Below are 13,147 nucleotides of genomic sequence, written 5' to 3' on the forward strand. Positions count from 1 at the left end.
TTATAATTCTTCTTCTGTTTCAAATTCACCGCTTATTCGCTGCGAATTAATCACTTTAAAATCTTTACTAAAATCAATTCCCTGACCAAAAGAAACTCCCTTAGCATCTGTAAGCTTAAATTTTCTTTCGGTATAAAACCATTCATTTTTTTGATCAAAAAACAATTGTTCAGTTTCTAAAACCTGCCCGGCTTCTGATGTAATTTTTACTTTTCCCTGTAAATCAATTATCTGCGTAGATTTATAGGAAACAGCATAATTTGATCTTATAAAAGTACGCTTTTGTTTTTTATCATATAAAGTAACATCAATTCCTTTTGGGAATTCTGTAAAAGGAAATTCGAGATTGGAATAATCAAGCATTTTTGGGCTTATCAAAACTGCGGTAATTTTTCCCGAATCGGTGTATTTGATGTTTACAGTATCGGCATCACTTCCGGGAACGAACTCAGAGAAGTTAATTTTCTGAACATCTTTAAAATTACTTTCGCATCCAAAAAACAGTGTCACAGCAATAACTGTGACAGCGTTTATAATATATCTCTTTGGTAAATTCATTTGCCAAATGTAATAAATTGTAATGAGCTTATAAAAACATAAGTCTTTATGTTTAGTTGAATTTACTCTTCACAAACCATTTGTCGTTGAAAGAGAATCCTATACTAAAGTTTACATAGTTTTCCTGAACTAAGTTTGAAGATACTGTTCCTCTTTTACCAAATTCAACTCCAAGATTTAAATTTGAAAAGTAACCCGGAATTGGAATTCCTGCTCCTAAACTCATTCCTACATCGCTTATTGATTCGTTATTCACGATTAAACCAATTTTCTCATATTTCAATCCGGCACGGTAAGTAATTCTGCTTAGGTAACTTGTAAAAGAAGTATAGTTTGGAATGTAATAACCTCCTACGGCATACTTAGCATATTTCTCGTAACGAACGTTTTGAGATGCATTGTAATAATTTGTTAACTGACCTTCTCCTTGAAAAGCCAATGTAGTACCTACAAGCCATTTTCTTGCTTCACCAATACCAACTCCAATAGTTAATTTACTAGGAAGTTTTAATTTTTGTGATTCAGGTGCATACGTATAAGGATCCGGATCGCCGCTTACAGTGATTTCTCTTGTACTATCAGAATTTAAATCACTTTTAAAAGCATAGCTCAAACTGGTAAATAAATTTACTTTTTTATACAGTTTTGCTTCGTACATAGTACCAATATCAAAATTAATACCTGATAAAGTAGAAACATTTACTTCCTGAGTACTATTTTGAACACCTGTTACGGCTTCTAAACTTGTTGTTGTAATTTTTCCGAAGTTATACTGAACATCTGCTCCAATATTCCAGTTTGGCTTAATTTTATAGGCTAAACCAAAGTATACTTTATTGATACCTCCCTGCCCGCTTAATTGAGAACTTACTGCTCCTTCTGTCGCAGTATTATCGTTAAGAATTTTATATCCTACAGATGATAACGGAACTAAACCAAAAGACGCTCCAAATTTTCCTATTGGAATTCCAACTGCTAAATAATCGAAAGTTGTTCTTTGTGCTTTTGCAGATTCTACATCTGTTTTTAATGTTGAAGTTCCAAAAGTTGCTCCAACAGTAAAAGTGGTCTGAATCAAACTGGCATAACTTGATGGATTATCAATATTCAAGTGAATACTATCCTGCTCAACTGCAACGCCTGCCATAGATCTAAACTCTTGTGTACCTTTAAATTTTATATCCCCAATTCCATAAAAAGAATAAGGCGATGCAGTACCTTGTTGAGCAAAAGAAACGAACGATATAAGCAAACAAGCGCCTATTATAATTTTTTTAATCATTTTCGATTTTATATTGAAATGTTTGACTCAAACTCTCCAGAAGGAAATTTGAATTGGCAAATATGGTATTTTTTAATCGTTTAGCCAAAAAATCTGCATCACCTCCCGTTAAAATTATTATAAAATTTGAAAAGTTTGCGCGATATTCATCGATAAAACCGTCAATCTCATAGACGAAGCCATTTACAACGCCAGAGTGAATCGCCTGTGCGGTTGAGTTTCCAACATACGATTCGGGTATTTCAAAAGTCAGCAAAGGCAGTCTGGCCGTGTAATGATGCAAAGATTCATAACGCAGGCGAAGCCCCGGAGAGATCGCACCACCCAGATAATTGTCGTTTTCGTCGATAAAATCGTAGGTTATGCAAGTTCCGGCATCTATAACCAATCTATTTTGTTTTGGAAACTGTAAAGTGGCTCCCGCTGCCAAAATCATACGGTCAATTCCTAAAGTTTTTGGCGTTGCATATTTATTATGAAAAGGAAAAACATCTTCATGCGTAAAAAAATGAACATTTAGCTGCTTTTCGAAAGCTAAAAAAGATTGTTTTTCGATGTTTCCAACCGAAGCTATAACCAAATCTGAGCAATTTTGAAATTTTTCTAAAATTTTTTTAATTTTTTCTTCGAGTTCATTTTTATCAAAAATGAAATTCTCCAGAATAGTAGCTCCCTCAAAGACAGCCGCTTTAATTCTTGTGTTTCCAACATCAACAGTTAAAATCATTTTTCCTTTTTTGTTTCTGCGAAGATACGAATAGATTTTTTTTTAAAAATGTTTTGGATAAACGGAAAATGATTCTATCTTTGCACCCGCATTGAGCACAAGCCGGTACCTTAGCTCAGATGGTAGAGCAATGGACTGAAAATCCATGTGTCCCTGGTTCGATCCCTGGAGGTACCACCAAAACCCGAATAGCAATATTCGGGTTTTTTGTTTTTAATACTTTCCTATAAAAAATTTAACCTCCGTTTTTTTACCGCAAAGAACGCTAAGGTTTTTTAATTAAAAATAGATTCAAAAAACACAAAGTTCGTAAAGCTTTATATCAGGCTTTGCGAACTTTATGTTTTTATTTTGCTGTCTTTGAAACAAAATCTTTTCATTAATTATTCTTTTTAAGTGATTTTTTTATTTTTAACCTTACGGCAAGTTACAAATTAGCATTTATAAATAGTAGTCTTTTATTTACATTAACAAAATAAAAATGTAGGTAAAATATTATTTTTTAATTATTTTTTTTCATATTATTGTTGTTTAATTTTTAAACTATCATAACCATGAAAAAAACAATTAAAAATTTAGTATTAGTGCTATTAGGCACCTTAACTATTCAATCTTGCCAAAAAGATGATCTTTCACAGGATATTGAAAAATCGAGTATCACAAGTGAAGATAGAGCCACCGGGTATATTCCATCTACACCTGAACAGCTGGCTCAAATTAAAGAACTTGAAATATCTTCGTTAACAAAAAAAGGAACTCTACCTAATAAGTATGTTTTGCCAGAACTGCCAGCCGCTCTTAATCAAGGCAGTAAAGGCGCTTGTGTTTCTTATGCAATTGCACATGCCCGTACTATTCTAAATAGTAAATCAAAAACATTAACAGATGGCAGACCAAATTATAATGTATATGCAAGCGGAGACTATTTACATGAAAAATACAAGTCTTTTAAAAATAGCTGCGACAGTGGTGCACAGTTTATTGAAGTTCTTGATGCTTTAAAAACTGAAGGAACAACAAGTTTCACCGATATGGGCAATGTACCTTGTGGTGTTTTGCCAACTAATGCTCAATTAAACAATGCGAAAAAAAACAGAATAAACGATTACTACAGATTAACATCTGCAGACGGAAAGCCTTCACTAGATCAAATTAAAGAACAAATTTCAAATGGCAATCCGGTAATAATTGCAATAGCTGCTGATGGTAATTTTACCTCTTATTCTCTTAGATTATGGGATACAAACAATAGTGGTTATTATGGTGGTCATGCTGTAGTTTTAACCGGATATGATAATGAAAAACAAGCTTTTAGACTTCTAAATTCCTGGGGGCCAAACTGGGGCGAAAATGGCTATATCTGGGCTACTTACGAAAAAATACAACAAGCCATGTACAATGACGTGTATGTATTGCAAAAAGACAATTTATTAACACGAACAAATGATGTAGGAGGAAGTGATATCATCTTCCGTAAAAACTTTAATTTCCCCGCAGACAATTTGGTTTATTCCATAAATCAAATGGCACCATTCATGAACAATGGAGAATTAAACTGGAACAATAATCTAACAAAACCTCTTTATGAACAATACCCAACTCCTTCTTTATATGTTGCTTATTGGACTCCATCTAATGATGGAATTGACATAACTGGAGATTTTACTATTGAGGCCAGAATACGAATAGAATCTAGCAAAGGAACTACCTACCCGATTAATACCGTAAAAGGTGTTATGCTTGAATTATGGAATGGAGCATACGGTGGCAAAAGCAATACTATATATTACAATATACCAATTGCAGGATTGGATCCATGGAGTTATACTAGTAATGACTTAGGAGAAACTACTAAAACTGCATCCAAATATCTTTTTAGCAACTACTATGGCAACATTCCTTTGTATCAAGACCAAACTATACGCTTCCGAATTAAAGATGGACAATTTTTTGTAGACCCTGACGGCGGTACGCCAACTAAAATGCCATCAGGAATCAATCGATTAAGACGTTTTAACATACATCTTGTTGGAACTATAGGTAGTGTGAGTGATGTTAGATTTTATAAAGATGGCAAGCAAATTGGTATAGACACTTTTGATGGCAATACACCTAAAATGGAGTGGTTTGAATAGTAAATCTAAGAAAATGAAATTAAGAAGATATAAACCTAATTATTCTTAAATTAAATTAATATTCACTTATAATAAAATTTACAGGTTTTTTATTTAACTGTAAAGTAGAAAAGAATAGCCCACAGATTTACAGATTTAAAAATCATTTTAATCTGTATAATCTGCGGCTAAAAAAAAGTTCGCAAAGCCTTATCAATATAAAGCCTTGCGAACTTTGAATTTTGTGAAAGCACTGTTTTTATAAAAATCTTAGCTCTTTACGGTTAAATTTTTAGTCACAGATTATACAGATTAAAAGGATTTTGTTTTCGCCATAAATTACACAAATTAGCACGAATTTTTAATCTGTTGCTTTGTGCTCTTTGCATCCTTTTAAAAATTAAAACTTTGCGAACTTTGCGTAAACCTTTGCGCTCTTTGCGGTAAAAAAAAAAAAAACTATTGATGAAATACAGAAACTGCAGGGAAATAATATCCTGAGAAACTTACGGTTCCTGTTTTAGCTCCAGAATCAGCATTGAATAAATAAAGATTATTGATTGCGAAATTCGCACCAAATCCTTCATTTACGGTATTTACAACCAAAGTATTTTTCTTGCGATCGTAACCAATTCCTGCACCATATAATATGTTCGAATTTGTTAACGTAATAAAAGGCGCTGTTAAAGATGCCGCAGTACCGGTATATTTATAGACTTCTTTACCGCCGCTCCAGCTTCCGTTTTTAGCAATAAAAACATCATTTTTAGCTGCTGTAATAGATCCTGGATGCCAAGCTCCCCAGCTTCCGTAAGCCTGAAAACCTAGCGGAATTTCTTTTACTTCAAGAGTATTAGAATCGATGCTGATAAGGTTTTTACCTCCAGCTGCCCATACTTTTTTATCATCCGTTACGGCAAATCCCAGAACCATACCCGGAATCGCTTTTTCGACTGCTAATGACGAAGCATTAATCACAATAACTCCTTTTGAAGCAGACAATGCAAAAATATAATTACCCGCTTTAACAACATCTCCAACCTGACCTGTAACACCTTCAATTTGACCATTTAGCGCCATTGTATTCAGATTAAGCTTAAAAATTCCTTTACCAGAAGTCAACAATACTTGATTTTCATCAACTCCCACTACTGCACGCCAGTCATTTCCACCTTGAGCCGGGATTCTTTTTTCTTCTTTAAGAGAATAAGCATCTGCCACAACAACAGGTCCGCCCACTTTAGAAACTAAGAATAGTTTTTTATTAAAGATCGTTCCAAACTCTAATGTAGACGATTCTGGTTTTAAATCCTTATCCGGATTCACCTTTACAAAAACACTGTCTTCAATTGCTTTTGTATCGTATCTATAAAACCCAACTGTTCCTGTTCCGTGTCCGAACCATCCTTCGTTAATCATGAAAAAACCATTTTCATAAGCTCCGTATGTATGAATATTATAAGTTAGAGATACATTTCCGCCGCTATTTTTAGCCGTCATCGTAACTTTAAAATCTCCTCTTGTTTCTGGTTTAAAAACATAAGTAGAATCAGACCCTACTACTTTTCCGTCTACAGCCCATTCAAAGGAAACGTTGTTTCTATCTGCTACTTTTGAGCTTAATTTTAGTGTTTTTCCAATGGTTAAAGTATCTTTTAACTGCTGTTCGCCTTTTACTACCGGAGGTGCAGTAAAATCATCATCATTATTACATGAAACTGTTAACAGCATTAAAGAAGCAATTGCAAGTAACTGCCTGGAAAAAAATTGGTTTTTCATAATTAAATATTTAAAATTATATTACTTAAATCTTTAAGCCGATGTACAGTTCGCCTTTAGCAAAAGCTCAATAAAATAAACTCTTGTCTGCTTTTGTTTAAAAAGCAAAACATCTTGTACAACGATACGTTTTAATGATTTTTTTAATGAAGAAACAGTAGGAATCGAAAAGAAAAACATCCAACAGGAAATTACTTTTGCGATATCATTTTTGCAGAAAAAAAATCTCATAAACTCTATTTTTAGCTTACGAGAATAGAATAACCAAACAATACTCTTATCCTATAGAATAAAAAGTATTGGTTTTAATTCAAGCTTCAATCCCCGAAAGCTATTTATTACTATAAAAATGGCAGGTCTTCTGACTTGCTCCCTACACCCAGCCTTCCCTTTCAAAAAATGAAAAGTGACATATTAAAGGGTTTCAGTTAATGAGCTTACAGCTGCGGGACAGTTTTGGATTTACACCAAATTCCCTTTTAATGCCATATTTTTTTTCAAATATGACAACCATTTTCTGCTTTAAATTTGAGCTGCAAAACTAGTGTTTTCTTTCTTAAGAAAGCAATACTTCCAGACATTTAAAAACCAATTATACTGGATCAATATCTGCTTTATTTTGAATTAACAAGTATTGAATTACCTAAGAAACGTAAAGTCAACAATTAAATACTTTTTGTTAAAAAAGTATCAACTAAATAAAAAAATATCTCATATATTCGTAAAATCGTATTTTAAATTTTTATTTATTATCAAAAACACAGAGCGTTTTATGAGCAAAACTTCTACTAAAGGCATTTGGAAAGTAATATCAGCCTCTTCTATGGGAACAATGATTGAATGGTATGATTTCTATATTTTTGGGAGTTTAGCCGTCGTAATTTCTACTAAATTTTTCCCCAGCGATAATCCAACTGCTGCCTTTTTATCGACTTTAGCGACTTTTGCTGCTGGATTTGTTGTAAGACCTTTTGGCGCTTTATTTTTTGGAAGACTTGGAGATATTATTGGCCGAAAATACACTTTCATGGCTACTTTATTGTTAATGGGAGGTTCTACTTTTTTAATAGGCTGTATTCCGAGTTATGAAACTATTGGTTTTATGGCGCCTTTATTGGTTTTGATTTTAAGATTACTTCAGGGATTAGCCCTTGGCGGCGAATATGGCGGTGCGGCGACTTATGTTGCAGAGCATGCTCCGGTTGGACAAAAAGGATATTGGACCTCCTGGATTCAGACCACGGCAACCGTGGGTTTGTTTATTTCTTTGATGGTGATTCTGGCTACTAAAAATGTACTTTCGGCCGAGGCTTTTGATTCCTGGGGATGGCGTGTTCCATTTTGGGTTTCGATCGTAATGCTTGGGGTTTCGTATTTAATTAGAAAAAATATGGACGAATCGCCTGTGTTTGCAAAAGCTAAAAAAGAAGGAACCACAAGTACAAATCCGTTAAGAGAAAGTTTTGGAAATCGATACAATTTAAAATTTGTTTTATTAGCACTATTTGGCGCCACAATGGGACAAGGCGTTGTTTGGTATACAGGCCAATTCTATGCGATGAGCTTTATGAAAACGGTTATGAATATTGACTCTTCGCAAGTAGACGGCTTACTTGGAATTGCATTATTAATAGGTACTCCATTTTTTATTGTTTTTGGATGGCTGAGCGACAAAGTTGGTCGAAAATACATCATGATGTCTGGAATGTTACTCGCTATTTTATTCTACAGACCTATATATAAGATGATGTACAACACAACCGATGTGAGCTACAAAACCGAAATTGTAGAACAAACCTCTCAAAAGGTTGAAAAAACTAAAAATAATGATCTAATTACCACTATTTCAAAAACCTATACGGATGGAACTTCGTATATCGAAAAGAAAACAGATTTTGCTGATAATAAAAAATCTCAAAGTACTATCACTATAAATATCAATTCCGGCGATGAATGGACTTTAATTTTTTTAGTTTTTATTCAGGTTTTATTTGTTACAATGGTTTATGGTCCAATTGCCGCATTTTTAGTTGAGATGTTTCCAACTAAAATCAGATATACTTCTATGTCACTTCCCTATCATGTAGGGAATGGAATCTTTGGAGGTTTACTGCCCGCAATTTCAACCTACTTTGTAACTCATGCGAAAGCAGCCGGAAAAACCGATTTTTATCTCGACGGACTTTGGTATCCTATTATTATTGCTTCGATCTGCTTTGTAATTGGAATGGTTTATATAGACAACAAAAATAAAATTAATCATCTTTAACATTTTAGAACATGGATAGAATCAAACAGGCTTTAGGCGTTTTATGGGTTATTTTAGCAGTTGCTGCTGCTTACTTTTGCGTGTTTGAATTTGGCTTACCTAAATTATTATCAGATCAACAAGATGATTTAGTCTTTGGTATCATCATTCTTTTTATTCTAACACCGCTAATTGTTTTAGGTTTAGGAACATTTGGTTATTTCGCCGTAATTGGAGAATACAACGATAAAAAGAAATAGACAAAAACAATAAACAACTAAACCAGAAAAGGGCTGTCTATTTTTCAATAGAACAGCCCTTTCACATTACTAACCAAACCAAATCTTTAATCTGTTAGAGATATATTTTTAATGTTTATTTTTTAATAAACTTCATTACCTGCGTTTTACCGCTTTCATCTGAAGCTTTTACAACATATAATCCCGATTGTAATTCGCTTACGCCAAATTGAAAATCGACATTTCCGTTTGAAGCAAAACTTTTAACCAGCTGCCCGGAAACTGAAAAAACCTGAACTTTTGCAACAGCAGTATTTAAAGTAAAATAGTTGGAAACGGGATTTGGGAACAAATTCACCGTATTTCCTTTTTCAAAATCTTCGATGGCTAAATTTGCTGGTTTGTTACCGTAAATTCTATATTCTCCCGGAGGTAAATTTATCGGGGCATTTATATCCGTAACATTTATAGTGGTGTTATCCATTAAATTAACCCAGATTCCTGCATACGGAAAACCGGTTGCAACATTTTGAGCTGTAACATCAAAATTGGCCAGAATCAAAACATCTTTTAATTGTGCCGAAGTCAAACTGGCATTCGTTATTTTAATGTTTACCGTTAATGAATTAGCATTTGGAATTGTCGAAGTACCAGAAAAAACAGGCTCTGTTTTTTTAAGTGTAATCATTTTAGCCCAATCGTTATAAATTTTATTACGATTTGAATTTCCTAACCAATTGTTGACCCATTGAGGCTGTGGTTTTGTATCTAATTTACAATCTCCGGCCGCAGCATCTGAATCTGTATTTACAGAATTATTATTACAGGTAAAAATAGAACTTTCCCATCCTAACTCTCCAAAATGCCAAATCATTTTTGGCCCTGGAATTAATAACGAAACCGCTCCAATTGCAGACATTCTTGACAAAGCCGTATTTAATGTCTTTACATTATAGGTACCGTTTACAGCTCCGTATTGTACATTTTTATACATCAAACGTTCTTCGTCATGACTTTCGGCATAACCTATTAAACGATTTGCGGCAAAACCACGATTGGCACTTGACATTTTCGAAATATTACTTTCTGTGACATATCCCATTGAAAGCTGATTGTATTCCTTTGTCATTTTTCCCCACATCATGATTCCTTTGCTTGGCGTTTCAGAAATTTTATAATCTGCCCATTGTTTTTCTTCAGCTTCAGTTCCTAAATGCTCAAAAATAGTATAATGTGTCGGGTCTAAACTCCAGGAATAATCCGCATATTTCTTTAAAACATCCACTCTATCCTGCTGATATGCATTGGTACAAGCTTCATCCGAAGCCGTACAAGCCTGTGTAAAACCTTTTGTTAAATCCCAACGGAAACCATCAATTTTATATTCCTGAATCCATTGTTTAATGACGCGTTCTACATAATATTGCGTTCTAGCCGATTGATGATTAAAATCCTCCCCTACACTATACGTATGTTTTGCAACTGTATTAAAATAAGGATTCTCTGTTGTTGGCGAACCAAAACCATCTCCGTCAGGATCGTTCATCCACATCCTGACCATTGGATTTCTTCCAAAAGCGTGATTTAAGGCAACATCCAGAATAACGGCAATTCCGTTTTGATGACATACATCGATCAATTCTTTTAATTTATCCGATGTGCCATAAAACTTGTCCAAAGCCATGTGAAATGAGGTATTATAACCCCAGCTTTCATTGCCTTCAAATTCCATTACCGGCATTAATTCGATTGCATTTATCTTAAGATTTTTAAAATAATCGATCTTATCAATTAAACTCTGGTAATTTCTTGCTGCATCAAAATCACGAACTAAAACTTCGTAAACAACTAATTTTTCTTTTTCTGGTTTTGTAAAATTTGTTACCTGCCAGTTATAAGACGTCTGCCCTGATTTAAGAACTGTAACTTCAAATTGCTGTCCTGCCGGATAAGCCGGTAAATTTGGATAGGAACTTGCCGGAATTGACGGATCATCATAAGGAGATAAAACCAAAGTCGAATAAGGATCTGCCGTTTTTACTAAAGACGGAGAATTAGCAAGCGGTGTTGCATCTACAACCCAATATTGATACGTATTATTTGCCCCCGAAACCAATCCAGTCAGTTCCAGCCAAAATTTTCCTGAAACTGGATCTTTTTTCATGGCATACGCCGAAGTTGGCTGCCAGTTATTGAAACTTCCGGCAACGTAAACAAAATCTTTTAAAGGTGCATCTAGAACTAAAGTTGCTTTTGTCGCATCGGCTGGGTTGTAATTAATTCCGTCAACCAATCCTGCCGGCATTGCCAACGAAACCGTATTTGGATTTACTATAACCGAAAACTTTTTTACAATGGTAGTTCCTGCCTGAGTCACACTCAATTCATAAGTCTGATTATTTGTAATCCCAACATGAGCATAAGAATAGCTTGCGGTACTTGCATTTGTATTGATAACTGTTCCGTTTGCTTTTAAAGAATAACTCGCTGCACCGTTTGTATTTGTGGCCGTAATATTAAAATTAGAACCCGATGCTATAATGGAAGCGCTGTTTTCTATTGGTGAAGTCAAAGAAACTTGAAATGAGCCTACTTCTACTAAAATATCTTGTGATTTTTTATCGCCATTTCCGTTTTTTGCTTTAACCAAAAACCCAATTTTTCCAATTCCTGTTGTATTGTAATAGGTTGTTGGTGTAATTGTTTTGGTATAAGTATCGGTACCTGCATTATACGTAAACTTGCTCGCTTCACTTGAAGCATCCCAAGAACCATTATTTGGAGTTCCTTTTTGAGTGGTATCATTGGTATCAAAAGCCCAAGTCCACAGATACAAGGAGTGATCTGTAATTCCCCATTGGCCTTCATCAATACTACCATTAATAGTAATGGTAATTGGTGTAGTCTCTTCAAAAGTTGACGGGTTTATTGAATAAGTAACGGTTTGAGTTTGAGCAAAAGCCATTACCCCCATCAATAAAAATATTGATAGTAAAGTTTTTTTCATAATGTTGTGGTTATTTGGTTAGTTAGCCTGATTAAAAAAGGGCTATCCTAGCAGATAGCCCCATTTTAATATTTAAGAAAGTCTTACCCCTGATTAGGAATCATTAAGTAACTTCCATCTAAATCATTGAAATAAATTACATATTTAGATTTTGCTACTGGTATGTTTTCACCGTTTCCTCCTCCAGCAAATGGAGTTGTTCCTCCCCATGATACATCCCAGCTGTCATTTGCTCTAAATTTAAGACCACCGTCTTTTAAAGCAGTTACGCCTAAACTCCAAACGTGTCCATTGAAAGAAGACTTCAACATAGGAGTTGAGTTATCCCAGCCTTTTGGTGTACTATCTCCAATAATACCAACTGTCGTAAACGATTTTGCAGCAGTAGCATCATAAGGAGTTAATTTGTAAGTCAATTTCTGTACATCCATTGTAAAGGTGTAATATCCATCAAGTGGAATTGCAAAACTTGCCGGATCCGGATCAGAATCTTTTCCTCTATACGCTAATGTTCCATCTGCACCACCATACATTGGCGCCCAGCTTCCTAAAATTTTTATAGCTTTAAATGCTCCTGCTTTAAAGAATCCTGTAAAAGTATATTCATTAGCGTTTTTTGCACTTCTAAATAAAATCTGATTTCCTTTATTGTTATCCCAGCCTGAAGCTGTTGCATCTCCTACCAAGTACCAATCATTAAAATTATACTCCACTTTTCCTGTGTAAGGAGTTACGCTAATTGTGATTAATGTTTTAGAAATTTGAGGAACGCCGCCAGAAACATTCGAAGCTATTTTTACATCAAATAATGAAGCCACTTCTGTTTGTCCTCCAAGATCAATTGCAGCCTGATTTAAGTCTTTAACCAGTACTGAAACTTCAGTAGCATTACTAGTTGTCTCAAGGGTAATTGCTTTTGAAAAATCGCCTCCCTTTTTATCAATTAACAACTTATAACTTACTACTACAGAAGCAGAATATCCTGCTTTCGACCATGTAAATTTCGCTGCTTCTTCTGAAGCTTTATCTGCATCTAAGACAAACTCTTTTCCTGTTGCAGGTGCTGTTATTTCAGGTGTCGAAACAGCATCAACAATTGGTCTATCATCAACAGCATCAGCATTACATGAAACCGTCAATACACCAATAAATGCGATTAAAATTTTATATATATTTTTCATTTTACTGTTTTA

10 protein-coding genes, 1 tRNA gene and 1 riboswitch are annotated in these 13,147 nt (G+C 34.4%); of the genes, 4 read left to right on the forward strand and 7 right to left on the reverse strand.

The window, feature by feature from the left end; translation table 11 throughout:
* From lptC to AC1RRQ_RS06515, 3 genes are read right to left on the reverse strand one after another with little or no spacing between them, the layout of a single operon-like run.
* The gene (gene lptC / locus AC1RRQ_RS06505) at nucleotides 1–558 is read right to left on the reverse strand and encodes an LPS export ABC transporter periplasmic protein LptC (RefSeq protein ID WP_493022197.1); all 558 of its coding nucleotides are present in this window, start codon (nucleotides 556–558) and stop codon (nucleotides 1–3) included.
* Between the two features lie 52 nt (nucleotides 559–610).
* Nucleotides 611–1,840, reverse strand: a complete 1,230-nt coding sequence (bamG, locus tag AC1RRQ_RS06510; RefSeq protein ID WP_493022198.1) for a BamG family beta-barrel-assembly machinery protein — start codon at nucleotides 1,838–1,840, stop codon at nucleotides 611–613.
* Nucleotides 1,833–2,567, reverse strand: coding sequence for a type III pantothenate kinase (locus AC1RRQ_RS06515; RefSeq protein ID WP_493022199.1), 735 nt, complete (start codon nucleotides 2,565–2,567; stop codon nucleotides 1,833–1,835). Before AC1RRQ_RS06515 ends, bamG begins: the two co-directional genes overlap by 8 nt.
* 104 nt (nucleotides 2,568–2,671) lie before the next feature.
* On the opposite strand from AC1RRQ_RS06515, the gene AC1RRQ_RS06520 reads away from it, so the two are divergent.
* A tRNA-Phe gene (locus AC1RRQ_RS06520) sits at nucleotides 2,672–2,747 on the forward strand.
* A gap of 374 nt (nucleotides 2,748–3,121) precedes the next feature.
* Nucleotides 3,122–4,702 (forward strand): C1 family peptidase, encoded by a 1,581-nt coding sequence (locus tag AC1RRQ_RS06525; RefSeq protein WP_493022200.1) that lies wholly within the window; start codon nucleotides 3,122–3,124, stop codon nucleotides 4,700–4,702.
* A 438-nt stretch (nucleotides 4,703–5,140) separates the two neighbouring features.
* Here AC1RRQ_RS06525 and AC1RRQ_RS06530 read toward each other — a convergent pair whose 3' ends face one another.
* Both AC1RRQ_RS06530 and AC1RRQ_RS06535 read right to left on the reverse strand, forming a co-directional pair.
* Nucleotides 5,141–6,460 carry a DUF5074 domain-containing protein gene (locus tag AC1RRQ_RS06530; protein WP_493022201.1) on the reverse strand — a complete coding sequence of 440 codons (1,320 nt, stop codon included), beginning with the start codon at nucleotides 6,458–6,460 and terminating at the stop codon, nucleotides 5,141–5,143.
* Nucleotides 6,461–6,493: 33 nt separating this feature from the next.
* Nucleotides 6,494–6,691: a hypothetical protein gene (locus AC1RRQ_RS06535; RefSeq protein ID WP_493022202.1), complete on the reverse strand. Its 198-nt coding sequence runs from the start codon at nucleotides 6,689–6,691 to the stop codon at nucleotides 6,494–6,496.
* 103 nt (nucleotides 6,692–6,794) lie between these two features.
* Nucleotides 6,795–6,990, reverse strand: a riboswitch (cobalamin riboswitch).
* Between the two features lie 242 nt (nucleotides 6,991–7,232).
* Here AC1RRQ_RS06535 and AC1RRQ_RS06540 point away from each other — a divergent pair.
* Both AC1RRQ_RS06540 and AC1RRQ_RS06545 read left to right on the forward strand, forming a co-directional pair.
* Nucleotides 7,233–8,729 carry an MFS transporter gene (locus AC1RRQ_RS06540; RefSeq protein WP_493022203.1) on the forward strand — a complete coding sequence of 499 codons (1,497 nt, stop codon included), beginning with the start codon at nucleotides 7,233–7,235 and terminating at the stop codon, nucleotides 8,727–8,729.
* A gap of 11 nt (nucleotides 8,730–8,740) precedes the next feature.
* Nucleotides 8,741–8,968 carry a DUF6814 family protein gene (locus AC1RRQ_RS06545; protein WP_493022204.1) on the forward strand — a complete coding sequence of 76 codons (228 nt, stop codon included), beginning with the start codon at nucleotides 8,741–8,743 and terminating at the stop codon, nucleotides 8,966–8,968.
* Nucleotides 8,969–9,083: 115 nt separating this feature from the next.
* Here AC1RRQ_RS06545 and AC1RRQ_RS06550 read toward each other — a convergent pair whose 3' ends face one another.
* On the reverse strand, nucleotides 9,084–11,954 hold the full coding sequence (locus AC1RRQ_RS06550; protein WP_493022205.1) for an alpha-amylase family glycosyl hydrolase: 2,871 nt from the start codon (nucleotides 11,952–11,954) through the stop codon (nucleotides 9,084–9,086).
* Nucleotides 11,955–12,037: 83 nt separating this feature from the next.
* Nucleotides 12,038–13,135 (reverse strand): SusE domain-containing protein, encoded by a 1,098-nt coding sequence (locus AC1RRQ_RS06555; protein WP_493022206.1) that lies wholly within the window; start codon nucleotides 13,133–13,135, stop codon nucleotides 12,038–12,040.
* Nucleotides 13,136–13,147: the final 12 nt, after the last annotated feature.

This window comes from Flavobacterium sp. GW821-FHT12A05 (assembly GCF_058807735.1).